Raw genomic sequence first — 23876 nt, forward strand, 5'->3', positions numbered from 1 at the left:
GACCCCTGCACCCGTTGAGTGTGGAACCCGGAACCGTACATGAACGCCTCCACGATTGGTATCTCTGCCCTGATCGCGGGCCAACAGGGGTTGGCCATCGCCGGGCAGAACATCACGAACGCCACCACGCCCGGCTACCGCCGGCAGAGCGTGAACCTCGGCAGCCGCGAGACGGCCGGTGTGGGCACGGGCGTTGACGTCGTCTCGATCACGCGGTACGACTCGCCGCCGCTGCGGGCCGCCATCTTGCGGGGCAACAGCGACGAGGCCGCCGCCGCCACCCAACGGGACGTGCAACAGCAGGTCGAAACCACGCTCGGCCAATCGCCCAACGACGTGAGCAGCCGGACGGAAGACCTGTTCAACAAGCTCGAAGCCCTGTCGGCGAAGCCCGCCGACGCCGCCCTGCGGCGCGACTTCGTCGCATCCGCCGGACAACTCGCGACGCAGTTCAACACCGTGGCCGGCGACCTCAGCCGGTTGAAGAGTAACGTCAGCGATCAGGCGTTCCAACAGGTCGACCAGGTCAACACTTTGACGACCAAGATCGCCGACCTGAACGGCCGGATTTACAACACCGACGTGGCCGGCGGGAACACCAACGACCTCCGCGACCAGCGGGACCAGGCCGTCGACGACCTCTCGAAGTTGGTCGACTTCCGCACCACGCAACAGGACCACGGCGTCGTCACGCTGACCAACGGCTCGACCACGCTCGTCGTCGGCTCCGTCCCGACGAAGTTCACGGCCATCAAGAACGGGTCCGACCAGTTCGAAATTCACGCCGGTACTTCGACGACGCCCGTGAGTTTCACCGGCGGCTCGCTCGGCGGCTTGACGAACCAGTACAACGTGGACCTGCCCGCGACGCGCGGCCGTCTTGATGCCCTCGCCGGGCAGATTGCCCAGCAGTTGAACCAAGCCCAGGCGACCGGCCTCGGCACCGCGGGGCCGTTCTCCACCGTCGTCGGTACACAGGGGGTGAGCGACCCGACCGCGCCGCTGGCGACGCAGAACCTGCCGTTCCCGATTTCGAACGGCCAACTGACGATCAGCCTGACGAACGCCTCTGGCACGCGGACGAATTCGAACATCGCCATCGACCCGACCACGCAGAGCCTCAACGACGTGGCCGCCGCGATCACGGCCGGCACCGGCGGGCAAGTCACGGCCAGTGTCGATACGCCGTCGAACGTGCTGCGGTTCCAGGCCGCGGCTGGCGTGCAGTTCGACTTCGCCGGCCGCGTGCCGACGACCCCGCCGACCAACACGCTCGCCGGCACGAGCACGCCGACGCTGGACGGTGCGTACAACGGCACGGCGAACGAGAACTTCACCTTCAACGTCGTCGGCAGCGGCACGGTCGGCACCACGCCGGGGCTGCAACTCGAAATCCGCAACGCGGCCAACAACGTCGTCGGCACGCTGGACGTAGGCGACAAGTACACCCCCGGCACCGCCCTCGCCGTCGGCAACGGGCTGTCGGTGAAGCTGAGTGCGGGCACGCTGACCGGCGGCAGTTTCGGCACGCCGGCCAACGGCACGCCGGACACCGCGAACGTCCTCTCCGGCCTCGGCGTCAACGGGATCTTCTCCGGATCGACCGCGGGCACCCTGACCGTCAACCCAAAGCTGACGGCCGACCCCGGCCTCCTCGCGACTTCACGGAACGGCCAACCGGCCGACACGTCGAACCTGCAACGGCTCACCGCCCTCCGCACCGCCGGCACCGCCGCGGGCGGGCGAAGTTTCACCGCCGAGGCGACCGACATTGCCTCGACCGTCGGCTCGCGGATTAACTCGCTCGACGGCCAACAAGCAACCCACGCCGGCGTTGTGCAAAATCTGTTCGCCCAGGAACAGTCGGTCACCGGCGTGGACACGAACGAAGAAGTGGTCAAACTGCTGGACTACCAGCGGTTGATTCAGACGGCCGCGAAGTACATCGGGGCGGTCAACGACGCGATGGACTCGATCATCCAGATCGTGCGATAAGGGCAAATTTGCCAGGGGAACTTTCGATGAACCTTCGAGTCACGGGGCAGGCGCAGACGGCGGCGACGCTCGTGCAGATTCGCCGGCAGGCCGCGAGCCAGGCGAAGTACCAGGACCAGATCAGCACCGGCGACCGCGTGAAGGTGGCGTCGGACGACCCGGCCGCGTACGCATCGCTGTCGCAATCGAAGGCGGCCAGCGGGGCGTTCGCGAACTCGCTCCAGGTCGTATCGACGGCGACCAGCGGCCTCGACGCCTCGGTTTCCGCCCTGCTCGACGGCAACCAGGTCTTGACGCGGGCGAAACAACTGGCTATCACCGGGGCCGACGCATCGACCGACTCTTCGAACTTCGAAGGGTTGGCCACGGAACTCGACTCGCTCATCGACCGCTTCACGCAGGCGGCGAACACGCAATTCGATGGGGACTACCTGTTCGGCGGCGACAACACCAAGTCGCAACCGTTCCGGGCGACGGGAACGAATGGGCAGGGGCGGCCGACCGCAGTCACATATGACGGATCGGCCACCCCCGCTCAAACGGTCATCGGCGGCAACCAAACCGTGGAAACGCGGGCCGTCGGCTCTAACACGTTCTCGGGCGCGTTCGACACGCTGATCCAACTCCGCGACACCTTCCGCGACAAGACCCTGACCGACGCCCAGAAGGCGACCGCGATCAACCAGAGTATCGCGAAGATCGACACGGCGAGTTCCGCCCTGAACAACACGATCAGCGTTCAGTCGTCGACGCTGAGCGGCCTCGACGCGGTGCAGAACCGGCTGCAAGACTTGAAGCTCGCCGCCGACACGCGGGTCGGCGACCTCGGCGCGACCGACTACGCCGACGCGGTCCTGCACCTGAAGGAACAAGAATCCGCCTACCAATCCACGCTCAGCCTCGCCGCCAACTTCGTCCCACCGAGCTTGTTCGACTTCATCAAGTAGCGGATGAAGGGGTGAGCGGGTGGCTTGGTGAAGGGGTGAGAAAACCTGGCCTTCGCTTTTTCACCCCTTCACCAAGTCACCCGCTCACCCCTTCATCTTCTAGGCCGCGAAGTACGTCCGGCTCAGCCATAGTAACAGCCCCAGCAGTGCCGCCCCGAGCGCGAGGCTGCCGCCGATCAGCCACTTCTCGGCCGGCAGCAATGGCTCCGCTTCCACACTCGCCAGTTCCCGTGCGGTTTCCGCATCCGTCGGTCGGACGTTCGGCGCTTCCATGTTACTTCCCTCCCGGTCCGGCCGGCACGCCGTGGAAGAACAGCCACGAGATTGCCAGCCCGATCCAGATGACGAACCCGAACAAGCTCACCACGTACACCAGCGCCAGACGGCCCAGCCCCTCGGCCCACAGCCGGCGGACGTTCGTGGCGAGGCCGATGCTGAAGAACGTCAACACGAAGAACACCCGCCGGAACACGTCGGCCTGATCGGTGCCCTTCTTCAGATCGGGGATCAGCGCCGGCTGGAGCCACCCGATGACGAAGAACGCGCCGAACGTCAGGGCGTAGCCGAACACGAACTTCGGGAACCGCGACCAGATTTCGCGCAACGGCAACCCGCCACCTTCCCGCGGCTCGATCTTCCACGACCAGACCGCCGACAGGATGACCGCCCACACGCCGATGAACACATCGATGAACACCTTCACCGTTGTCGTCGTCAGGGCCATCCACTTGCGGGCCGGGTCGTCCGCATCCGGGTAGAAGTACGCGGCCGTGATCTCGCCGCTGGAGAACGCGGCCCCGTCGGTCTTCACGGCCAGCCCCATCCAGCCGGCCGCCACCATCGGGTCGTTAGGCAACAGGTAATGTGCAAGGCCGGGCAGTACGAGCATTTCGATGACGGCGAAGACGACGACCAGCGATGACACCATCACCGGCACGACCGGCCGTGCCCGAATCGCGGCCCCGGTGGTGATGGCCGCCGTGACGCCGCAGATCGAGATGCCGCTCGCCAGTGGGGCCGCCCACTCGCGGCTGAAGCCGAAGACCTTGCGGGCGATCAGGTACACGAGCGCCCAGTAGATGAGGTACGCCTCGATGATGGCCGCCAGCCCGCGGAAGAGGATGGCCGAGGTTCGCCCCGATTCCTCGGCCGCCTTCGCCCCGAGGACCGCCCCGTAGATGACGATGCCGGTCTTGATGAACAGTTCCGACCGGGCCGCGTCCTTGAACCAACTCGCGGCCCGCGGCGACAGGTTGCCGATGAGCAGCCCGCCGACGAGCGCGAGCAGGTAGCCCGCCTCCCCGGTCAGGCCGAGCGAGAAGTCGATGCCCGGCTGCCGCTTGTTCGGCGTGGCCGCGATGTACGAATTGTGCCCGGCGATCCAGCAGGCGAACGCGAGAACGAACAGCACGGCGAACCGCACCGCGAACGGCCCCGGTTTCACCCCCAAGAACGCCGCCCCGGCCGACAGCACCACGAGCAGGAACGCGAACGTCGCGGCGAGTGCCCCCGGCCCGGTCAGCGACGCGAACGCCGGCGACGACGGCGACATCGCTTTCGAGACGTCGGCCCACTCTTTCACGCTCACGGACCAGCCGAGGAGGTTCACCCCGGCCAGCGTGGACAGACTGAGGGCGACGACGAGCAAGCCGAGCAGCACGGCGAGGACGTCTTCCGAACGGAACCAGGATTTCATGGAGAGGACCGGAGGGTGGCAGGCGGGGTTCGTCCGTCTCCTGTTCTATCGCGGCCGCCCGCGTTTGTCTTTCGGCCCGGACGGGACCGCCGATGTCACTCCTTGCCCAGCACGAGGTCGAGCGCCCAGCACCCGCGGACGTGCGGCCCGTCCGACCGGCAATGGCCGAGGATGTCGGCGTCCTCGCACCCGGCGTCTTGGAGCGCATCCGCGAGGATTGGCAGCCGGTCGAAGGCGAGATCGGCGTAGATGCCTTCGGCGACGGTGACGACGGTGGGCGTGAGCCACGATGAATCAACGGTTCGTGGTCGAAAGGTGCAGAAGAACAACTCTCGCTGCACCGCGGTTGCCGGTGGGCCCTGTTCCGGGGTCAGAAAGCAATCGATTGTACGTGCCGCCTTCCACCCGGCCGGATGAAGTAGCCAAGCGGCTATCTCGCCTTGTGGATAAGGAATGGCCGAAAGGAGGGCGAGCATTTCGTCTTCAATGGTCGCTGCTTCCGTCTCCGTGAACTCGCCGTCGGCCATTCGCTCGGCCTGCCGAATCACCTGACCGATAACCGGGTTAGCAGTGAGATCGCAGAGGAGCGGGCAGCATCCACAAGCCCAGAGCCGCATCTTGCGGCTCGAACACCTGCCCCGCAACTCCTCCCAGATGAGTCTTGGTACTTCACACGCCAACCACTCCGCTTCAGTCATCGCGTCGCCCTCCGCTCCGGCCATCGTACTACGTTGCGCACTCCGAGGCCTCGGGGCTAAACATATACTGTCACCCACACCCACCCTCCCCGGAGTCGTCATCGTGGAAGTCGTCGAATACCGCGGCTGGAAGAACAACCTGCTGCTCTCCAACGGGCACGTCGAACTCGTCGTCACGCTCGACGTCGGGCCGCGGGTCATCGCCTACCGGCTGCCCGGCGGGTTCAACGTGATGAAGAACTACGACGACATGATGGGCAAGACCGGCGAGGCCGAGTGGCAGCTCCGCGGCGGCCACCGCTTCTGGCTCGCCCCGGAGGACCTGACGCGGACGTACTTCCCCGACAATCGGCCGGTGGCGTGGGAGCAGACGGGGCCGTTCGCCGCGAAGTTGACGCCGCCGCCAGAAACCGAGTACGGCGTGCAGAAGACGATGGAACTGAAACTCGGCCCGACCGGCACAAAAGTCGAAGTGACGCTCACCGTCACCAACGTCGGCAAGGAACCCACCGACCTCGCGCCGTGGGGGCCGACGGTGATGGCCCCCGGCGGTGTGGAGATCATCCCGCTGCCGCCGAAGGCCCCGCACCCCGGCCACCCGAAGAACGCGAAGACGCCGGCCGACTTCGGGCCGAACCAAGAACTGATCCTCTGGCCGTACTTCGACTTCGCCGACACGCGGTGGACGTTCGGCAAGAAGTACATCTTCCTGCGGCAAGACGTGACCAAGGGGCCGACGAAGATTGGCCTCGCCCACCGCGAGGGCTGGGTCGGGTATGTGAACAGCGGCACGCTGTTCGTCAAGTACTTCGACTACCGCGAAGGGGCCGTGTACCCCGACCGCGGCACCCGCTACCAGACCTTCAGTTACGAAGAGATGCTGGAGATGGAAACGTGCGGCGAACTCGTGACGCTGCAACCCGGCGCGTCGGCGTCTCTGGTGGAAAGCTGGGAACTGTTCGGCAACGTACCCGACGTACGGACCGAGGATGATGTGGACCGCGTGGTGCTGCCGCTGGTGAAGAAGTAAAGGCGGAAAGCCCAGGCACGGCCGTGCCTGGGCTTTCCGCCTTTACTTCTTGCCGCGAGCAATTTGGTACAACTCGGACGTCATCTTCATCACGTACACCACGTCGTGAATCGGGTCGTAGTCCAGCCAGGTCAGCGGCGAAACGCCCTTCAGTTCTTTCGGCACGGCCACCGGCTTCGTCCAGGTCGTGCCGGCGTCGGTGCTCTCGACCACGCCCGCGTTGGTCAGCACGAACAGGTGCTTCGCGTCTTTGCCGAACACCGGGCCGAAGCGGCCGTCCTTCAGGTCGCACCGCTTCGCCCACGTCGCGCCGCGGTCGGTGGTCGTGAACAGTGCCCCGTCGGCCAGCCAGTAGAGGGTGTCACCGTGCCACCGCGGCAAGGCCTTCGGCGTGAACTCCGCGACCGGCGTGAACGTCGTCCCGCCGTCGGTGGTGCGCACCACGCCGCCCTTCGGCTTGTCCTTCGACTTGGCGAGCGCGACCACGGCCGTGTCGGCGTCGAAGACCCACGCGGGGCCGTAGCCCTTGCCGACCTCGGTGAACGTCTTCCCGCCGTCGCGCGACTTCAGGAGCAGGTCGCCGGATTCGTGCTTGAGCGTGAGGACGAACTTCATCTCCGGGTCGGTCCAGTCCAGGGCGAACCAGTCGACGTGAACCGACGCCTTGTCGAAGGTCCGCCATTCGCCCTTGTCGGTCGTGGTGGCCGCGATCGGCCCGCCGTAGACGTTGGCCATCACCAGCCGCTTCGTCTTGCCGGCGGGATCGAGTTGCAGGCAACCCGGCGTCTCGGTGCGGCCCTTCATCGGCTCCTTGCCGAGCCGTTCCCAGGTTTTGCCTTGATCGGTCGAGCGGAACACGCCGCGATCGCTGACGTTGACGTACACGTCGCCGGTCGCGTGATCGACGGTCACGCCGCAGAGGCCGCCGTACCCCGGCTTCTCCTTCTGGAGCAATGCGGTAGTCACGGGCTGCCAGTCCTGGGCAACGGCCGGTGATGAAGCGAGGGCGAAGACGGCAGCGAAAAGGGGGAGTCGCATGAGATGTTCTCGGGGAGGGTGGGCAGGGAATGAGCTTCCCATCGACGGGCGTGCGGTGCAACTACGAATCGCGGATTCGGTCCGAATTCCTATCCTTCAGAGTGTTCCCGCCACCGGCGTTACATCCCTGCCCTAACCGCGGTTCTCTCTTCATGCTGGCCACGAGTCGAAAGCTGCTGGAACTGGTCCGCTTCTCGCACACGATCTTCGCGCTGCCTTTCGCGCTGCTGAGCGCGGCGATGGCGTGGAAGCACGAGCCGTTCCGTTGGGCCGACCTCATCGGGGTCCTGGCGTGCATGGTGTTCGCCCGCAGCTTCGCGATGGCGTTCAACCGCCTCGTGGATCGCCGCATTGATGCGAAGAACCCGCGCACGGCCGGCCGCCACTTGCCGGCCGGGTTGCTGACGGTCACGACCGTCACGCTGTTCACGCTGGCGAACGCGGTCGCGTTCGTCGCCGCCACGTTGATCTTTTACTTCCGCGAACCGTCGAACCCGTGGCCGCTCTACCTGTCGGCCCCCGTGTTAGTGTTCCTGGCCGGGTACTCGCTGACGAAGCGGTTCACGTCGCTGGCCCACGTCTGGCTCGGCGTGTCGCTGAGCCTCGCGCCGGTGGCGGCGTGGATCGCCGTGCGGGGGCTGGTCGAGATGGAAGTGCCGTTGTTGCTCGGCGGCGTCGTGCTGTTCTGGGTGACGGGCTTTGACATCCTCTACGCCTGCCAGGATGCGACGTTCGACGCGAGCGAGAAACTGCACAGCATCCCCGCCCGCTTCGGCGTCCACCGCAGCTTGCGAATCGCCTCGGCGTGCCACGCCGTGATGTTCGTGCTATTGCTCGCCCTGGTGGCAGTGTCATCGGACTTGCAAGGGCCGATCTTCCTCGCGGCGTGCGGGGCCGTCGGCGTGCTGCTCGTTTACGAGCACGCCATCGTGTCGGCAGAGAACCTCTCGCGTGTGAATCGGGCGTTCTTCCAGGTGAACGCCGTCATCAGCCTCGGACTGCTCGCTGTGGGTGTGGCACAACTCTGGGTGAAGTAAAAGGAGCGGTCCTCACACCTCGACGCCCATCGACCCGAATGGCTCCGGGATCTCGTTGCCGACCGGATGCATCCGCAGCGTCGGCCGCGGCGGCATCATCAGCCCACCCTTGCGGGCGAGTACCTGCCACGACCCGCCGGGGCCGTCGATCGTGTCGCCGTCCTTGATCGTATCCGGGCCGTTGCTCAGCAAGTACAGCGACAGGTTGCGGAAGAACTCGCCGACCTCGTGCGGGTCACGCGACCCCTTCGGGAAGACCGCCTCGAAGTCCGGGAAGTCGGGCCGGCCGGGGGCGTTGAACTGCGAGTGGCCGGCCGTGTCCATCATCAACCAGCCCTCGATCAGCGTGAACAGCCGGACGTTCGCCCAGAGTTCGACCGGCGGCAGTTCTTCCTCTGCGGCATACTTGACCGCGTCCTTCGTCTCGGCCCGACCGCGGAGGACTTCGCCGTTCGGGTTGAAGTAGCAGAACGTCTGCGGCAGGTTCATCAACTTCACGGCCAACTGCGTGACGAATTGCAGTTCCGCCGTCGGGTCGTAATCGGTCGGCATCAACGGCGTACCATCGCCGCCCCCGCCGAGCGAGTAGCTGATGCGCACGCGGGCGAAACTGCTGTGGTTCTCGATCGCCGCCTTGCCCGGCTCCCACGCCCACGCCTGTTCCGTCGCGCGCTTCAAACTGTCCGCCTGGGTGAACGGCCCGAACTGCGCTTGGCCCCAGGCCGCGAACAGCATTTGGTCCTTCACCGAGTCGCCCATCGCGTCCGGCCACGGCTGATCGACGAGGTCGATGATGGCGTAGCCGCCGACGTCGGGTCGGTACGGGATGATGAGCGTCGGCCCGGCGAACATCCATTCCGTGACCGGCTGCTCGATCGACTTGACGATCTCGTAGTCCTTCGACAAGGCTCGTTCGAACTGCGAGAAGACGACGGGCCGCTCGAACAGCACGCACGCGCACGCGGTGATCTGACCTTTGGTCGGCATGGCAACTCCCGGACGTGGGTTGGGGTCGTGGTGGCAGTTATACCCGTTCCGCGGTCGAATCGGGATGAGATTTTGGCAGCGGACGTGAAATCCCGATCACGGGGCGGCCGCGAACTGTTCGTGCAGCAGGACGTTCACCTGTTCCGCGTGCGTGATCGGCAGGCCGTGCGAGGCGTCGGGGAACTCGACGTACCGCGAGCCGGGGATGCCCAAAAGCCCGCGGCCGACCCGCGGCGGCGCGATGGGGTCGTGGACCGCACTGACGACGAGGGTGGGCAACCCCGCCAACTCCGGCAGCCGCGGCGTCAGGTCGCAAGCCCGCATGGCCCGCAGTTGTTGCTTCACGACCGGCGGTTGATCGGCGAGATCGTGCCCGAAGAGTTCGCCGATGCGTTCGGCCATCGCGTCGGCGTTCTCCCGTTGCGGCCCCGGCGGCAGCACGAGTTTGAGGAAGCCACGCCGCCGCATCCGCCGCGTGCCGACCTGCGATCGCATGCCGAACCAGATCATGCGGGCGGTGAGCGGGGCGACCGCCCGGCCGTTGGCGAAGGTGCAGAGCAGGCTGAGGCTGCGCACGCGGTCACGGACCGCCAGTGCGAGGGCCACCGCAACCTGCCCGCCGAGCGAGTGCCCGACGACGTGGGCCGACGCCCACCCGGACGCATCCATCACCGCGAGCGCGTCGTCGGCCATCTGCGCTACCGAGATGTCCGCTCCCGCCGGCTGACTGCGGCCCATGCCGCGGTTGTCGAACGAGAGGCAAGTGTACCGATCTGCCAGCCCATCAATTTGCGGCCGCCACCCGCCGCCGTGAACGCCAACACCCTGGATGAACAGCACCCGCGGCCCGGTGCCGCGAACGTCGTAAGCGAGGGGACAGCCACGGTGTTCGATCATTTGGTTCATAGGCCATCGGGAGAATCGAAGTAAAAAAGTAGGTCTGAAGGGTCGATGGGGGCGAGCATGCTCATGAAGTCGATAAACGAGTCGCAGAGGAAATTCAATTCGTCAGGGTCAAACGAACGCCCCCGAGTGCGGTAGCGATCAAAGACGAATCCAGCTTCCGGCCCGCTCAGCCCGAGCAAGACCGTGTTGTCGTCCCGATCCGTCTCGGCGTCTGCAATGACGAGGTACTTCCGGATCGTTTGGTGCTTGGTTTTATGAGCCAACACTTCGACCGGTGCCCGTAAGCAGTCTGTTTGATGACTTGGGTCCAGTGATCGAAACCAGCGAAGATCCAAAGGCGCTTCCCCATCGTATCCATGGCCTCCAAACCCAAACCGGCAGGCATCTGGAATGCCGCCGTTCACGTTCAGAAGTAACGCTCGGTACGCCGTCGGCAACATGATGTCGTGCCGGCGTTCAAATCGATCAATGTCTGCTGCATCGAGAGCATTCCCACGATCCTCGAATGGAATGTGATCGCAGCACACGCCTATCGGTGTCCGGCTCACGCGGGCCACCCAGAGCGGGTCCAGGCGGGCCGCCATCGCCTGCAACCGTGCGCAGATGGAGGGCGGTTGTCCCTCCTTCCACGGCTCGGCCCAGGTCAACTCGGCCCGCAGGTAGTCGGCCCGTGGGTCGTTGTGGTCTTGTAGCCAGTCGGCGTAAATCAACCGCGGCAGGTCGTCTCCCGGCGAATCAACGAGGCCCCGCACGAACGCCTCGTCGTCCGTCACGGCCGCAACCCCTGCGCTTTCAAGAGGCTGTCGGCCCACGCCTGTTGTTCCGGCGTCAGCGGCGGCTGGCACGGGCTTCGGTAGTCCACGAGTTCGGAATAGAGGCCGGTGTCGTACGCTCGGTCCAACAGGGGTTGAAGGTCAACCGTGACAGGCTCGACGCCCGGATCGAGGGGAATTCCGATGGCGGGGAGGCGGTCTGTCATTTTGATTGCCGCCCCAAAGAATCGATTCCGCTTTCCGACCATCAAGACGCTGACGTGATAGCTAAAGGTCGGGTCGATCCGTTCCAACCGTGGCCGCGGTACGGCAGTGGTGTACAATCCGCCACGGAGTAGATCTATTTCGACGACGTTCACGCCACCGAGGCGAAACTCCTCGTGCTTGTCGAGGTAGGCCTTCCGGCCCTTGCCACCGCTCGCCTTGTTCGACAGGCTCAAAATTTCGATAGCCGTGACGAGCCGCCGCCCTTTCGCTGTGACGATTTCGAGGTACGGCTCTTCCCACGGCTCCGGTTCGCGGTCCTCGCCGAGCGCGTGCAAGCCGGACAAGGTTGCGACGGCCGGCTCGGTTGTCGTGTCGTTCCGGCTGTGCCGATCCCGCCCGAAGACACTGACGTCCGGCTCGCGCCGCTGAACGTCGTCTACCCAGACGCGGTTCTTGGTCGTGGAAACGTACCCGGGGGGCATTCCTGCGTTGAGCACTTCGCTCATGTACAACAGCAAACGCCCGTGTAGGTCGGGAAAGACTTCTTCGTCTTCCAACCACGGGTCCATGCCGGGGAAGGGGGATGGCATCGCGAGAACCTCCTGCCACCATCTGTACCCTACTTTTTCACTTTCTCCAACCGCTCTTTCGCGGCCTTCGCCCAGTCGCTGTCGGCCGGAGCGTCCTTGAGGAGCTTCGCCAACAGCTTCTCGGCTTCGGCGGGCTTCTTGTCCTCCTCGTAAGCCCGCGCCGCTTCCAGGACGGCGGCGTAGCCGAGTTCGGGGTAGTCGTAGGTGTACGGGACGGCCATCAGGGCGGCGGTCGCCTCGGCGTACTTCTTCTGGGCCAGCCGGCAGAGGCCGATTTGCGTCTGGGCACGGGCCGCGACTTCTGCCGTGGTCGCGGAGATGACGGCTTGGTACTGGTTCACCGCCTCGTCGTACTTACCCTGACCCTGCAACGCCCAGCCGAGGCCGTAGCGGGCTTCCGGCACGAACGGACTGTTGCCGTAGCGGTTAACCGTCGTCTCGAAGGCGACGCGGGCCGGCTCCCACTGCTTCGCGGCGGCGAGCGACTGACCGAGGCGGAGCATCGCCCGGTCGCTCACGCCAGCGACGTTGTGGAACTCCGGTTTGTCGCGGAAGACGGCCAGCCGTTCGGCCGCCTTCGCGAAGTCGCCCTGGGCGTACAGGGCCTCGCCGTGGCGGTAAATCGCCTGGGCGCGGTGCGGCGATTTCTCGTTGCCGGCCACCGTCTCGAACTGCGTCGCGGCGGCCTTGTACTCCTTCTTCGCGAACAGGCTCGCCCCGAGTTTCAGGCGGACGCGCTCCAGTAACTCCGGCGACACGGCCCGGTCGGTCGGCTCCTTGTCGAGGGCTTCCCGCAGGTACCGGATAGCGTCGTCGTACTTCTCGCGGTCGGTCAGCAGTTCCGCCAACTCGTACCGGGCGTCCACGGCCAGCGCGAGGTCGGGGAAGTCCTGGATCAGCAACTGGTAGGCGTTCGTCGCGCGCTCCTCGGCCCGAGGCCGCTGGAGTTTCGCGAACGGAATCTCCTCCGGCTGCGGCGGCGGCTTCACGCCCTCGGGTCGGGGCTTCGCCATCGCCTCGGTCCACTTGCGGTTGGCCTCTTGCGTCGCCCAGGTGCGGGCCTGTTGAAGTTCGTGGTCCATCAACGTGCGGTACGCCCAGGCCGCGTCGTACAACATGCGGGCCCGCGGTTCGCTGCCCGGCATCGCCTGGGCGAACTCGCGGTGGTGCCGCTCCAACTCGCCGCAGGCGTGGTAGACCGCCTCACGGCCCTGCTGGGCCTTGTGGTTGGCGGCGGAAACCTCGTTCGGCTTCAAGTTCGGCTTCGCCCGCTCTTGCAGGGCGTCGTCGGTCTGCTTCTTCCCGAGGGCGATGGCCGTCTGCCCGGCCCGCAACGCCGCCTCCGCGCCGAGCGGCTTGCCCTTCGCCGCGTTGGCGACCTCGACGAAGAGTTGCCGCGACTCTGGCAGCTTGCCGGCTTCGAAGAGGGCCACCCCGTGGTGGTACTTCAGAAGCCACGCCCACTCGGCCCGGTCCTTGTCGTTGGCCAGGGCTTGCTCGTACTTCTTGCGGGCCTCTTCCAGCACCTTCACGGCCTCGGCCGGTTGGTTTTGCTCGCGGTACAGGGTCGCGAGTTGCACGAGCGCCAGTGGGGCGATGGGGGAATTCTGCTTGTCGCCGCCGGCGAACTGGCGGAGGTCGTTCATCGCGCCGCCGCGGTCGCCAGCCATCGCCCGGACTTTCGCCATCTCCAGACGGGCGTGGCCTGCTTGCGGACTCTGCGGATAGTCCTTCTCGACCTTTTCGTAGAACTCGCGGGCCTTGTTCAGCAGTTGGTTTCGCTCGTTCGCGTCGGCCAGCGTCGAGCCGAGCCGCTTGAGGCAGAGGCCGAGCTTCAGCAGCGCGTCCGGGGCGTCGGCCGCCTTCGGGTTCGAGGCGACGTAGTTCTCCAACAGGCCGGAGGCGTTGGTCAATTTCTCGCGAATGATGTTCTCGGCCAGGGCGTCGTCGGCCTTCGTCGGAGCGAGGCGGATGAGGCAGTCGGCGAGCAGATAGTTGGCCGGGGACAGTTCGCCGTTGCGGTCCGGGGCGGGGATCGCGTCGAGCGCCTTCGCGGCCCCGTCCAGGTCGCCGTTCTGCGCGAGGCAGACGCCGACGCCGTACCGGGCGTAACTGACGCGGTCGAACTCCGGGTACTTCTCGACCACCTCCTGATACTTGTGGGCCGCCTCTTCGAACTTCAACTTGCGATCGGTGGTCCGGTTCGGGTCGGCGGGCACCTTCAGCGCCTCGGCGTAGGCGTTCTCGGCGAGGCGAAAGGCGATGGCCGGCGTGAGCGTGCTCTGCGGGTGCTGCTTCTTGAACTCGTTGCAGAGGTAGTTCGAATTGCCGATGTCGCCAGCCGCGCCGGTGGCCGACGCGACGCGCTGAAGGGCTTCCTCGCGGCGGCGTTCCGGGAGCAGTTTCTCCTTCCAGACGGTGTCGTAAGCCTGGGCGGCCTCCTTGAACTGCTTGAGCGTCTGGAGGGTGTCGCCCAGGTCCATGAGGATTTCACCCTTGCGACCACGGGCCTCGGCCTCCCATTGCTGGCCAGGCGGGATGGCCTTCTCGGCGGCCTTGCGGAAGGTGTCGAGGGCGGTCTTGTACTTCGCGTCGCGCTCGTCGGCCTTCGCCGGGTCGGTCACTGCGGCGATCCCGACCTGAGCCTTGCCGAGCCAGTAGAGCGTCTGGTCGGCGAGCTTCGGGAACTTCTCGGCCATCGGCGTCAGCGTCTTCGCGGCCTCGTCGAACTGTTTGAGTTGCACCTGGCAGAAGCCGACCCGCAACAGGGCGTCGGGTTGCAGCGGCGACGCCGGGTAGGCCGCCGCGAAGCCGAGAAACTTCGGCAATGCGTCCGCGAACTTGCCGGCCTCGTAGCTGAGCGTCGCGCCGTGGAAGGCGGCCCCGGCGACGTGGTCCGGCGGCGGGCCGTCGGCGAGGCGTTCCAGCCGCGTCTTCTCGGCCGGGTTCCCCTTGAAACGGTCGGGCTGCTTGAGTTGCCCGGCGGCGTCCTTCTTCTGCTTCTCGAACTCGGCCAGCACCGTGTCGTAGTGGACCGACGCTTCCGCCGTTTCGCCGCTCAGGTGCAGCACCCGGCCGACGAGGTAGCGGGCGTGCAGACCGACGGCCGGGTCGGTGAACGGCGCGAGTTGGTTCAACGTCCGCCCGGCCGCGGGGTAGTCGCGGTCGGCGAAGCTCGCGAGGCCGTAGTAGTAGAGGGCCAACGGCCGGTGCTTGTTCTTGGCGAACTCCGGCTCCTTCGTGATCGCTTCCAGCGTGTGCCGGGCGTCCTTCAGGCGGCCCATGCGCATCTGGATCTCGGCCACATCGCACTTGCACCGCACCGTCCAGTCGTCGTCCTTCTTGCCGGCGAACCACCCGCCCGCCTCGTTAAACCGCCGCAGGGCGTCTTCGAACTTCGGCATCGCGGCCTTCGGGTCGCCGTCGGGCTTCAGCACTTCCTTCAGGCCGATCATCCGCTGCGCAACGGCGAGGTGGTAAAGGACTAACCCCTTCTCGGAGAAACCGCCGTCGCCCGCGGCCTGCGTGAGCGGTTCCACGGCCGACGCGAAGTCCTGCTCCGGGGCGTTCATGAACGTGAGGGCCAGGCCGTACTTGGCAGCCGTGCCTTGCTGGTTCGGGAACTTGGCGATCACCTGCTTGAACTGTTCACGGGCGGCCGGCAGGTTCCCCTCGTTGTACGCCTTCCGGGCGGCGTTGATGGCCATGCCCGCTTGTTGGTCCGGCGAAACTTGGGCCGTGGCAAATGCGGGAAGTAGTAACGCCAGTGACGCGGCGGAAAGGAATCGCGGCAGCATCAAGGGGTCGCTCCGGGAGAGGGCGGCGGCGGGTGCAATCGCGAACGTGAGTCGTTCCGAGTGTTTGGCAGGTTCCGATTATTGTGACGGAAAGGGGCGGGTGAAGCAACCACCTGAGCGAATTGGGGAGAATCTTTCGGGCGAAACGCTTGGCGAGCCGAGCACCGTAAGGTGCCGGGTGTTACAGCCTAACCCTGCGCAGGAATGCCGATCGGAAAGGCGATGTCTCTTTGAAGCCATCAGGTGCCGGGCGTTGTGGAGTCACACGGTTCCGGATGGGACTTGGCTCGCGGTCATTCCGGGAGGGGGCCATACCCCGCCTCATATTGCTGGCGGAGCCGGGAAGAGACGGCCGGAAGGTCGCTCTTGGCGCACAGGTCACGGGCTTGCACTAACAGATCGTGCGCCGTCTTGGCCTCGTAACCGGGGGCCGAGGAAACGCGGGTCAGGTAGGTCTGGAAGAAGTCGTTGACGCCGTTCACTTCCCACTTTTGCTTCGCCGCCTCGGTCAACTCGATCCGGCCCGCGATCACGTCGTCGAGAACGAGTTGGTTGAAGGTAATCACGTCCTGAATGTTGTGCGATTGACGGTCCAGAGAGGAGGACAACTCCTTCGAGGACTCCATCTCGGCGACAAGTTGCCGCATCTTCCAGACGTCCAAACCCAGGGATTCCACCAGTTTCGGCCGGGCGAAAGCGGTGCCGGCTAAGACCAGGAATGCAAAGGGGAGAACGACCGCCGTCAAACGAACCTGCCGTAACCGTGCCATCATCGCTCCGAGGGAGAGTTCGGAACAAGCGTGGAAACTTCGTGCCCCTCCAATTCTATGAGGTCTGACGATGAAGAGAGCCTACCACCGTATCTCAATTTTGTGGGGCCGGTTTCAATTTGACCGCCCGTGACGGATCACGCCGTCGGCAAAGCGTTCCATCTCTTCGAGTTGCGGGCTGCATTGGAGAAGGATGAGAGTTACGCCGGCCGCCTCGAAATTCGCGATCTGATCGACCACCTGCTGCGGAGTTCCGATCAGTCCGGCCCGCAGGCCACGGTTGCTGACGGAGTATTCTTCCAGCGAAACCTGCTGTTCGAGCTTTGTGCCGGAGAGCCACTGCTGATAGTTGTGGTAGCCCGCGGCCGATTGCTTCACGTCGGTAATGCGCGCAAGTTCCGCTTTCGCCTCAGCTTCGGTGTTCCGCACGATGGAGTAGGCCGCGATGCCGTACTGCATCGGTGGTAGGCCGAATTTCTCGCGGCGGGCGGCCATGTCGGCGATCTTCTCGCGGATGCGGCCCGGTGGGTCGCCGTGCATCACGTAGGCGTCGCACGTCTTGGCGATGAGGTTCTTCGCCGCCTCCGACTCACCGCCGGCGTAGATCGTCGGCCGCGGCTTGGTCAGCGGTTTCGGCTGAAGGATCGACTTTTCGATCCGGTAGAACTTCCCCTCGTAGTTGAAGTCGTCCCGCTTCCAGAGGTTGTCGAGCACCTCCAGCCACTCGGCCGTGCGGGCGTAGCGGTCGTCGTGCTGTTCGAAGTGGACCCCGTACTTGGTCGCCTCATCCTTCCACCAACTCGACACGACGTTGAGCGACAGCCGCCCGCCCCCGCCGATGTGGTCGATGTTCGCCGCTTGCTTCGCCAGGAGGGCCGGGTTGTGGAACGTCGGCCGCACCGCGACCATGTACTCCAACTTCGACGTGACCGCCGTCAGCGCCGCGGCCGTACTCCAGGCGTCCAGCGACGGGGCGTCCTCCCCCTTGATATCGTTGAGGTTCAGTTCCGCGATCAGTGAGAGGTCGTAGCCGATTTGCTCGCTCCGCTGCGCGAGCTTCTTGGCGTACTCCCACGTCGCGGCCATGTTCTCATCATCGACATTGCGAAGCCACCCGCCGAACACCGGCAGCCAGTACCCGTACCGCATGAACGCTCTCCGTGGGGCCGACACACGAAGTCCTATCGTAGCCGACCGCCCCGGCGGCCGGTATCTTTCTTCCGCCACTCGGCTACTTCGGCTCGTTCTTCGGCATGATCTCCTGCACGCGCTGCATCCGCTTCTCGACGCCGGCTGGCGGCGGATTGCCCTTCGGGTGGAGTTCCTCGACGGCCCGCGTGACCTCGTCGCGGTTGTACTTCTCGGTTCGCACCACCTTCCCGGCGGCGTCGTAGACCGTGACGACAAAGCGATCGTCCGCCGGCTTCGCCCGTTCGAAGAAGACCTCCATCACGACCTTCCCGGTCGCGAGGTCCTTCTCGCTGCGGAACGTCAGGCGGTCCACGCCGACTTCGTGGGCGTAGGCCGTCACGAACACGTCGAGCCACGTCTGGCGGTCGTGCTTGCCGACCGGCGTGAGTGCCCGGTTCCAGGCTTCGTTGACCGACTTCTGATCGACGTCGTTCAACCGTTCGGGAATCGGCCGCGACATCGGGCCGCACCCGACGACGAACAAGCTGACGAGCAACAGCCCGGCGTACCAGTAGAAACGATTCATCTGATCGGCTCCCAGAGAGTGAAAGGGGCCGACCCGCGCGCGAATCGGAGAATCCGCTAACACGACCCGGAAGACGCACAATTATTCCGCGGCTTCTGGACCGGCGGTGGAGAAATGACAACGGCCGTGCGGGAGTGAACCGGTTCACTCCCGCACGGCCGAAGAGGACATCGAATCGAACGGCGGCCTAGTTGTCGCTCACCACTTCGCCGCCGGCGCGGGTGCTCATCGCCCGCCAGTTGACGGATGAAATGGTGTTGTTGATGAAGCGGACCGAGCCGTCCATCATCATGACGTTCACGCCGTTCGTGTGGAAACTCCGCGAGGTGACGGCCGCGTAGGTGTCGCCGAGGCTGGGTTCTGTCGCCAGCACCACGTCCACGTCGTACTTCGTGCCGTCGCTGCCGGTGTAGAGGACGTAGGTGTTCGGCGTGAAGACGGCCGTGAAGCCGGTCTCGTGGACCTTGCCGTCTACCCATTCCACGTGGGTGTACGACGTGGCGCTGAAGGTGTTGTTGCCCATCGCCACCGCGTCGGCCGGCAAGGTGGGGATCGCAGGCGGCGTGGAGTAAACCGTCGTGTTCGGCGTGGCCGTGATGCGGTTCGTGAAGCCCTTCACCTCGGCCAAACCCAGGGTGTTGCTCAGGCCGTCGGCGATGTCACCGGGCCGACTGCTGCGGCTCGGGGCGAAGGCCCCGTTGCCGGTCTGCATGCCGGTGGCCTTCGCCGTCAGTACCGGCCAGTTGCCAAGGTTCTGGGCGTAGTTGATGGTCCAGGTCTTGTTGCCGTAGGTCGCGTCGGTGCCGTTCCCCTTGTCATTGATTTCGCTCGGGCACATGAACGTGCCGATCCGCTTGGAACTGATCGCAACTTGCGTGTTGTACGACTGCGTGAAGTCGATGCCGCGGGACAGGTTTTCCTGCTCGATGTACGGCAAAATGCGGGCCATGCCGGACCACGCATTGAGGGTGGTGACGGCGGACCCACTGTAGACGTAGTTGCCGTTCGCGGGCAGGCCGTTGTTCGAGTCCATGTAGCTGTGCATCGCCAGCCCGAGTTGCTTCAGGTTGTTCGAGCACTTGATCCGCGACGCCGCCTCCCGAACCTTCTGCACGGCCGGGAGTAGCAGGCCGATGAGAATGGCGATGATCGCAATGACTACGAGCAGTTCAATGAGCGTAAACGCACGCCGCGGTGCTTGGCGCATGGCCGACCTCCGAAGGAAATCACGGGGATTTTTTGAGCCGCGTTGCGTACGGAAGGTCGTCGGCTTTGAGGCCGAACCGGCGGTGGCGGAGCAAGCTCATGGCGGATGTCGGCTGTTGAGATTTTGTCTCAACAGTGGGATGATAAATTAGTGAGCCTGTATAGTCCGACAAGGGCTGGAGAGAAAAATCGACCTGTTTCGATGCGAATTGCGAATTCACCGGGATTTCAAAGCAAATCAGCAATCACGGGTATGCCGGCACGGTACCGTTCGCGAGGAATTGCACAGCCCCAATTTGGGTCAGCATGTCCTGCGTCATGCCGACGGTGTGGCCGTCGCAGTAGAGGACGTTGAAGACGTTCGTGTGCCGCTGGTCCGGGTAGTGAGTTTTCGGACTCGTGGTATCCGGGTACGGCCACGGCGCACGCGGGTTGGCCGGCGTTGCCGCGTGGCTGGAGTCGGCACAGCCGGGCGTCTTGCCGTGGTCCCAGACGATGAGGATGTTCGACGTGCCGTTGCCGTTCGTGAGGGTGACGAGGCTCTTCCCGTTCGGCCCGCCGTTGACGTAGTTCATGCCGTAACTGCACTGGTACTCTTGACCCGTCGCCGGGTCGATGCCGTTCGGGCACTTGAAGACCTTCTTGTTCCCCTCGATGTACGGCCACAGAATCCCAGCCGGGTAGCCGCCGTTGGCGTAGGTGTTGTCTGGGTTCGGGTTCCCCTGCGCGGCCGTCGTGGTCGAGGGGGCCGGCCGGTTGTCGTAGGGTGCCCACCAGATTTCGCCGTTGCCGGTCCACGTGGTGGCCGACGCCAGCGAGTAGCAGTCACCGTCCACGCCGCCGCTGGTGTCGCACTTGCGGTACTTCGGGAAGACGCCGATGGTTCCCTCGTAATTGTGAATTCCGAGCGCGATCTGGTGCAGGTTGTTGTTGCACTGCAACCGCGCGGCAGCGGCCCGCACCTTCTGCACGGCGGGCAACAACAGGCCGATGAGGATGGCGATGATCGCAATGACGACGAGCAACTCGATCAGCGTGAAGGCGTGGCGGCGCTGCATTTCCAGTCTCTCTGATGTCGTTATATCCGATCGGGAATAACGATGCTACTGTAGCAGCCGAGAGTGAAGTTGACCAACGAACGCGAGCTCATTCCGGGTCAAGTGGGATGGAAATGGAAGCGCGGTGAGCGTGGGGGCCGTTCTCTTGCGAGGTATCCTTGTAATCTGCATACCGGATGAGGCGATCGGTTAACGATTGATGACCGCTTGCAGTGATGGAGATTTGCCAGTTGGAAAAAATAACCGAAGAACTATTGGTGAGGCCGAGGCCACTTTGTCGACCGGCCGTCATGCAAGGGATAGTGATTGTGGCCTTCCCGCCCGAATCGGTGTGGAGAGCGTGAGTTTTAGTCTCATCAATGACCAGATTAATGGCGGCTTGAGCAATAGGCTGACCCGTCCGGCCGTCGGTGACAACGAACTCCACTGTGAGGTCGGTGCGACCGCCCCACAGGATGAGAACAGCGCGGTCGTACAGCAGGAGCAGAAGGAGGACCGCACAGACGATCGCGGTACACCACTTCGCCGTTCGCCACATTGCAGATGCCTTCCGGGACGGTGGCTGAGATTCACCGTTGAGGATACCCGCCCTGCTCATTCAATACCACCATGACGTTCCACCCCCTCGGCGAAGAAGCGGTTCTCGTCTACCTGCCGGACGAGGCGGCGGCGGTGCGGTTCGCCGACGCGGTGCGGGCGGCGAAGCCGGCGTGGCTGCACGATGTCGTGCCGGCGTATGCCAGCGTCGGCGTGTTCTTCAACGCCTCCGCGATTCGCTCGGCCGAAGTCATCGCGTGGCTGCGGACGAGCGCCACCCGCCGCAAGTCCGCGGCGGTCGCCCCGCGGCAACACACGATCCCGGTCTGCTACGAGTTCCAACAAGACCTCGCCCGCGTGGCCGAACACACCGGGCTGACGCCGGAGCAGGTCATCGACAAGCATGCGGCCGCCGAGTACACGGTCTACGCCATCGGGTTCGTGCCGGGCTTCCCGTACCTCGGCTACCTGCCGGACGAACTCAGCGGCGTGCCGCGGCTGCCATCGCCGCGCGTCCGTGTGGAGCCGGGCAGCGTCGGCCTGACGGCGAAGCAAACCGGCGTCTACCCGCTCGCCCGCCCCGGCGGGTGGAACCTCCTCGGCCGCACGCCGCTAGTGCTGGTGGACGTGGCCGACGGGTACTTCCCGCTGCGCGTCGGCGACCGCGTGCAGTTCCGCCGCATCGGCGAAACCGAGTACCGCGAGTTGGAAGGCGAACGACTGACTTCGGCGAGCGGCCCGGCGTAAGCGGGCCGTGTCTTGAACATCCTCAGACACGGCCCGCTTACGCCGGGCCGCTCGCCTTCTGACTCCTCGCGAACTATCATCACGCCATCCCGCCTGCTCGCCCGTCCGAGGTTCTCCCCATGCCTGTTCGCTCGCTCGCCTTCCTCGTTGCGGCCCTCGCCTTCACCATTCTGCCGACGCGGGGCCAGGACAAGAAGGCCGTGCCGCCGCCCCCGCTGCCGCCGCAGTTCCCGACGCTGACCACGCCCGTCGGCCTCGGCGTCACCGCCGGCGGCAAGGCGGAACTCACGCTCACGGGGACGAACCTCGCCGACGCCACGGAGGTGCGCATCACCGCCGACGGCGTGAAGGCAACGCTCGTGAAGGATTCCGCGAAGGCCGACCGCATCGGCGTCACCGTGGAGGCACCGAAGGGCACGCCGGTCGGCCTGTACCAACTGCGTGTGGTGACGAAGAACGGCGTGACGAGTTTCCGGCCGATCAGCGTGGACGAACTGCCGGAGGTCGAAAAGAAGGCGGGCAACAACAAGAAGGCCACGCCGATGCCGCTCGCGGGGCCGTGCGTCGTCACCGGCAACATCGCGGTCGAGTCGAGCGACTTCTATCTCGTGAAAGCCGCGGCCGGTCAGCGGTTGACGTTCGAAGCCGTCGCCCGGCGGATCGGCTCGCCACTCGACCCGGTCATCATTTTGCACGACGCCAAGAGCGGCCGCGAGATGCCGACGCTGTACGCCGACGACACGCCCGGCTTGCAAGCCGACGCCCGCCTGACGCACACGTTCCCCTCGGCGATGGACGTGATCGTCGAGATCCGCGACACCACCTACCGCGGCGGCGGCGACTACGTCTACCGCCTCCGCATCGGCGACTTCCCCGGCGGCACGACCGCCTTCCCGCTCGCGGTCGAGAAGGACAAGTCCGCCGCCATCAACTTCACCGGGCCGAACCTCGACGGCGTGAAGCCCGTGACCGTGAAAGGCACCGGCACCGTCGTGCTGGCGTCGCCGCGCCGTGAAGGTGGCGTGGGCGGGTGGGCCGTGCCGGTGCTGGTCAGCCCGCACCCAGAGCTGACCGAGCAAGAGCCGAACAACGAGGCCGCGAAGGCGAACAAGCTGCCCGTGCCCGGCGGCGTGTCGGCCCGCTTCGCGGCGAAGGGCGACCTGGACTACTTCGCCTTCCCCGGCAAGAAGGGGCAGAAGCTCGAACTGACCGCCCGGACCTACGAGCTAAACTCGCCGGCCGAGGTGTTGGTGCGGGTCGTGGACGCGAAGGGGGCCGAACTCGCACGGTCGAACCCCACCCAACCGGTCGCGCGGGCTGAGTTCACGCCGGGGGCCGACGGCGAGTTCTACGCGGTGGCCGAACATCTGAACTACGCCTACGGCCCGTCGGAGGTGTACCACCTCACGATCCGCCCGGCGGTGCCGAGTTTCGAAGTCGCCCTCGGGGCCGACCGCGTGGACGTAACCGGCGGCGGGGTGGCCGCGATTCCCGTCGTCGGGCTGACGAAGCTCAACGGCTTCAACGCGGCGGTGGAACTGTCGGTCGTGTCCGATTCGCTCGTCGGCACCCTCACGCTGCCGGTCGGGGCGAACCCGCTGCCGGCCACGCCGCTGACGCTGACCGTGAGCCTGAAGCCAGGGGCGAAGCCGGGCGTGATCCCGTTCACGGTGAAGGCGACCGCGAAGGACGTCGAGCGTACCGCCGACATCGCGGAGGTGGTCCGCACCACGCTGAGCGGCCTGCCGAACGTGCCGCCCGAGATGACGACGCAACTGTTCGCGTTCGCGGCCGAGAAGCCGTTGTTCGCTCTCGCGGTCGCGTTCGAAAAGCCGGAGGTGGCGAAGGGCGGCACGCTCAAGGGCAAGGTGACGGCGAAGCGGGCCGACGGCTTCGCCGACGAGATTCCGCTGACGGCCGTGAACCTGCCCGCGAACGTGACGGCGAAGGTGAAGCCGATCGCGAAGGGGGCGAGCGAAGTCGAGATCGAAGTAACCGCCGCGGCCGCCGCCACCGGCCCCGCGACGTTCTCGGTCCGCGGCACGACCAAGACCGGCGGCCGCGACTACGCCTTCGTCAGCCCGCCCGCGAGCATGACCGTGACGGAACCGAAGAAGAAGTAGCCGCCCCGATAGGATGA

Annotated in this window: 21 protein-coding genes; 6 read left to right on the plus strand and 15 right to left on the minus strand. The window is 65.5% G+C overall.

The window, feature by feature from the left end; all coding sequences use genetic code 11:
• The first annotated feature begins 39 nt into the window (after positions 1-39).
• Both flgK and PX52LOC_RS03255 read left to right on the plus strand, forming a co-directional pair.
• The gene (gene flgK, locus PX52LOC_RS03250) at positions 40-1995 is read left to right on the plus strand and encodes a flagellar hook-associated protein FlgK (RefSeq protein WP_149108737.1); all 1956 of its coding nucleotides are present in this window, start codon (positions 40-42) and stop codon (positions 1993-1995) included.
• 26 nt (positions 1996-2021) lie between these two features.
• Complete coding sequence (locus PX52LOC_RS03255) at positions 2022-2942, plus strand: flagellin N-terminal helical domain-containing protein (RefSeq protein WP_149108738.1); 921 nt, start codon at positions 2022-2024, stop codon at positions 2940-2942.
• Between the two features lie 99 nt (positions 2943-3041).
• Here PX52LOC_RS03255 and PX52LOC_RS40185 read toward each other — a convergent pair whose 3' ends face one another.
• The 3 genes from PX52LOC_RS40185 to PX52LOC_RS42270 all read right to left on the minus strand — a co-directional run bounded on the left by PX52LOC_RS40185 (position 3042) and on the right by PX52LOC_RS42270 (position 5336).
• The gene (locus PX52LOC_RS40185) at positions 3042-3215 is read right to left on the minus strand and encodes a hypothetical protein (RefSeq protein ID WP_168218781.1); all 174 of its coding nucleotides are present in this window, start codon (positions 3213-3215) and stop codon (positions 3042-3044) included.
• A 1-nt stretch (position 3216) separates the two neighbouring features.
• Complete coding sequence (locus tag PX52LOC_RS03260) at positions 3217-4638, minus strand: putative sulfate exporter family transporter (RefSeq protein ID WP_149108739.1); 1422 nt, start codon at positions 4636-4638, stop codon at positions 3217-3219.
• Between the two features lie 95 nt (positions 4639-4733).
• A complete protein-coding gene (locus PX52LOC_RS42270) occupies positions 4734-5336 on the minus strand; it encodes a hypothetical protein (RefSeq protein WP_246173641.1) in 603 nt (200 codons plus the stop codon).
• A 103-nt stretch (positions 5337-5439) separates the two neighbouring features.
• On the opposite strand from PX52LOC_RS42270, the gene PX52LOC_RS03270 reads away from it, so the two are divergent.
• Entirely contained in the window at positions 5440-6366 is a 927-nt protein-coding gene (locus PX52LOC_RS03270) for a hypothetical protein (protein ID WP_149108740.1), read from the plus strand.
• Between the two features lie 42 nt (positions 6367-6408).
• On the opposite strand, the gene PX52LOC_RS03275 is transcribed toward PX52LOC_RS03270, so the two are convergent.
• Positions 6409-7404: a WD40/YVTN/BNR-like repeat-containing protein gene (locus PX52LOC_RS03275; protein WP_168218782.1), complete on the minus strand. Its 996-nt coding sequence runs from the start codon at positions 7402-7404 to the stop codon at positions 6409-6411.
• A 152-nt stretch (positions 7405-7556) separates the two neighbouring features.
• On the opposite strand from PX52LOC_RS03275, the gene PX52LOC_RS03280 reads away from it, so the two are divergent.
• Positions 7557-8441, plus strand: a complete 885-nt coding sequence (locus PX52LOC_RS03280; RefSeq protein WP_149108742.1) for a UbiA-like polyprenyltransferase — start codon at positions 7557-7559, stop codon at positions 8439-8441.
• A gap of 12 nt (positions 8442-8453) precedes the next feature.
• Here PX52LOC_RS03280 and PX52LOC_RS03285 read toward each other — a convergent pair whose 3' ends face one another.
• The 11 genes from PX52LOC_RS03285 to PX52LOC_RS03335 all read right to left on the minus strand — a co-directional run bounded on the left by PX52LOC_RS03285 (position 8454) and on the right by PX52LOC_RS03335 (position 20990).
• Complete coding sequence (locus PX52LOC_RS03285) at positions 8454-9428, minus strand: DUF4261 domain-containing protein (protein WP_149108743.1); 975 nt, start codon at positions 9426-9428, stop codon at positions 8454-8456.
• A gap of 96 nt (positions 9429-9524) precedes the next feature.
• Positions 9525-10334, minus strand: coding sequence for an alpha/beta fold hydrolase (locus tag PX52LOC_RS03290; protein ID WP_149108744.1), 810 nt, complete (start codon positions 10332-10334; stop codon positions 9525-9527).
• Positions 10331-11107 (minus strand): TIGR02996 domain-containing protein, encoded by a 777-nt coding sequence (locus PX52LOC_RS03295; RefSeq protein WP_168218783.1) that lies wholly within the window; start codon positions 11105-11107, stop codon positions 10331-10333. Before PX52LOC_RS03295 ends, PX52LOC_RS03290 begins: the two co-directional genes overlap by 4 nt.
• Positions 11104-11904 (minus strand): DUF4058 family protein, encoded by an 801-nt coding sequence (locus PX52LOC_RS03300; RefSeq protein WP_149108746.1) that lies wholly within the window; start codon positions 11902-11904, stop codon positions 11104-11106. The genes PX52LOC_RS03295 and PX52LOC_RS03300 overlap by 4 nt, the downstream gene beginning before the upstream one ends.
• 29 nt (positions 11905-11933) lie before the next feature.
• On the minus strand, positions 11934-15701 hold the full coding sequence (locus PX52LOC_RS03305; RefSeq protein ID WP_149108747.1) for a tetratricopeptide repeat protein: 3768 nt from the start codon (positions 15699-15701) through the stop codon (positions 11934-11936).
• 293 nt (positions 15702-15994) lie between these two features.
• The gene (locus PX52LOC_RS03310) at positions 15995-16348 is read right to left on the minus strand and encodes a hypothetical protein (protein ID WP_149108748.1); all 354 of its coding nucleotides are present in this window, start codon (positions 16346-16348) and stop codon (positions 15995-15997) included.
• 237 nt (positions 16349-16585) lie between these two features.
• Positions 16586-17620, minus strand: a complete 1035-nt coding sequence (locus PX52LOC_RS03315; protein WP_149108749.1) for an LLM class flavin-dependent oxidoreductase — start codon at positions 17618-17620, stop codon at positions 16586-16588.
• An 82-nt stretch (positions 17621-17702) separates the two neighbouring features.
• Entirely contained in the window at positions 17703-18188 is a 486-nt protein-coding gene (locus PX52LOC_RS03320; protein ID WP_149108750.1) for a hypothetical protein, read from the minus strand.
• Between the two features lie 187 nt (positions 18189-18375).
• Positions 18376-19395: a DUF1559 domain-containing protein gene (locus PX52LOC_RS03325; protein WP_149108751.1), complete on the minus strand. Its 1020-nt coding sequence runs from the start codon at positions 19393-19395 to the stop codon at positions 18376-18378.
• Between the two features lie 244 nt (positions 19396-19639).
• Positions 19640-20452: a DUF1559 family PulG-like putative transporter gene (locus PX52LOC_RS41880; RefSeq protein WP_149108752.1), complete on the minus strand. Its 813-nt coding sequence runs from the start codon at positions 20450-20452 to the stop codon at positions 19640-19642.
• A gap of 88 nt (positions 20453-20540) precedes the next feature.
• Positions 20541-20990 carry a hypothetical protein gene (locus tag PX52LOC_RS03335; protein ID WP_149108753.1) on the minus strand — a complete coding sequence of 150 codons (450 nt, stop codon included), beginning with the start codon at positions 20988-20990 and terminating at the stop codon, positions 20541-20543.
• Positions 20991-21061: 71 nt separating this feature from the next.
• Here PX52LOC_RS03335 and pxpB point away from each other — a divergent pair, with 71 nt between their 5' ends.
• On the plus strand, positions 21062-21736 hold the full coding sequence (pxpB, locus tag PX52LOC_RS03340) for a 5-oxoprolinase subunit PxpB (RefSeq protein ID WP_149108754.1): 675 nt from the start codon (positions 21062-21064) through the stop codon (positions 21734-21736).
• A 119-nt stretch (positions 21737-21855) separates the two neighbouring features.
• Complete coding sequence (locus PX52LOC_RS03345) at positions 21856-23859, plus strand: hypothetical protein (RefSeq protein WP_149108755.1); 2004 nt, start codon at positions 21856-21858, stop codon at positions 23857-23859.
• Positions 23860-23876: the final 17 nt, after the last annotated feature.

The sequence above is a fragment of the Limnoglobus roseus genome (assembly GCF_008254045.1).
In the GTDB taxonomy this organism is placed as follows: Bacteria; Planctomycetota; Planctomycetia; order Gemmatales; family Gemmataceae; genus Limnoglobus; species Limnoglobus roseus.

What these genes read in the sequence shown, in the direction of transcription:
- flgK (WP_149108737.1), top strand. Translation starts at nt 40, where the DNA reads ATGAACGCCTCCACGATTGGTATCTCTGCCCTGATCGCGGGCCAACAG.
- PX52LOC_RS03255 (WP_149108738.1), top strand. Translation starts at nt 2,022, where the DNA reads ATGAACCTTCGAGTCACGGGGCAGGCGCAGACGGCGGCGACGCTCGTG.
- PX52LOC_RS40185 (WP_168218781.1), bottom strand. Translation starts at nt 3,215, where the DNA reads ATGGAAGCGCCGAACGTCCGACCGACGGATGCGGAAACCGCACGGGAA.
- PX52LOC_RS03260 (WP_149108739.1), bottom strand. Translation starts at nt 4,638, where the DNA reads ATGAAATCCTGGTTCCGTTCGGAAGACGTCCTCGCCGTGCTGCTCGGC.
- PX52LOC_RS42270 (WP_246173641.1), bottom strand. Translation starts at nt 5,336, where the DNA reads ATGACTGAAGCGGAGTGGTTGGCGTGTGAAGTACCAAGACTCATCTGG.
- PX52LOC_RS03275 (WP_168218782.1), bottom strand. Translation starts at nt 7,404, where the DNA reads ATGCGACTCCCCCTTTTCGCTGCCGTCTTCGCCCTCGCTTCATCACCG.
- PX52LOC_RS03280 (WP_149108742.1), top strand. Translation starts at nt 7,557, where the DNA reads ATGCTGGCCACGAGTCGAAAGCTGCTGGAACTGGTCCGCTTCTCGCAC.
- PX52LOC_RS03285 (WP_149108743.1), bottom strand. Translation starts at nt 9,428, where the DNA reads ATGCCGACCAAAGGTCAGATCACCGCGTGCGCGTGCGTGCTGTTCGAG.
- PX52LOC_RS03290 (WP_149108744.1), bottom strand. Translation starts at nt 10,334, where the DNA reads ATGAACCAAATGATCGAACACCGTGGCTGTCCCCTCGCTTACGACGTT.
- PX52LOC_RS03300 (WP_149108746.1), bottom strand. Translation starts at nt 11,904, where the DNA reads ATGCCATCCCCCTTCCCCGGCATGGACCCGTGGTTGGAAGACGAAGAA.
- PX52LOC_RS03305 (WP_149108747.1), bottom strand. Translation starts at nt 15,701, where the DNA reads ATGCTGCCGCGATTCCTTTCCGCCGCGTCACTGGCGTTACTACTTCCC.
- PX52LOC_RS03310 (WP_149108748.1), bottom strand. Translation starts at nt 16,348, where the DNA reads ATGCGGCAACTTGTCGCCGAGATGGAGTCCTCGAAGGAGTTGTCCTCC.
- PX52LOC_RS03315 (WP_149108749.1), bottom strand. Translation starts at nt 17,620, where the DNA reads ATGCGGTACGGGTACTGGCTGCCGGTGTTCGGCGGGTGGCTTCGCAAT.
- PX52LOC_RS03320 (WP_149108750.1), bottom strand. Translation starts at nt 18,188, where the DNA reads ATGAATCGTTTCTACTGGTACGCCGGGCTGTTGCTCGTCAGCTTGTTC.
- PX52LOC_RS03325 (WP_149108751.1), bottom strand. Translation starts at nt 19,395, where the DNA reads ATGCGCCAAGCACCGCGGCGTGCGTTTACGCTCATTGAACTGCTCGTA.
- PX52LOC_RS41880 (WP_149108752.1), bottom strand. Translation starts at nt 20,452, where the DNA reads ATGCAGCGCCGCCACGCCTTCACGCTGATCGAGTTGCTCGTCGTCATT.
- PX52LOC_RS03335 (WP_149108753.1), bottom strand. Translation starts at nt 20,990, where the DNA reads ATGTGGCGAACGGCGAAGTGGTGTACCGCGATCGTCTGTGCGGTCCTC.
- pxpB (WP_149108754.1), top strand. Translation starts at nt 21,062, where the DNA reads ATGACGTTCCACCCCCTCGGCGAAGAAGCGGTTCTCGTCTACCTGCCG.
- PX52LOC_RS03345 (WP_149108755.1), top strand. Translation starts at nt 21,856, where the DNA reads ATGCCTGTTCGCTCGCTCGCCTTCCTCGTTGCGGCCCTCGCCTTCACC.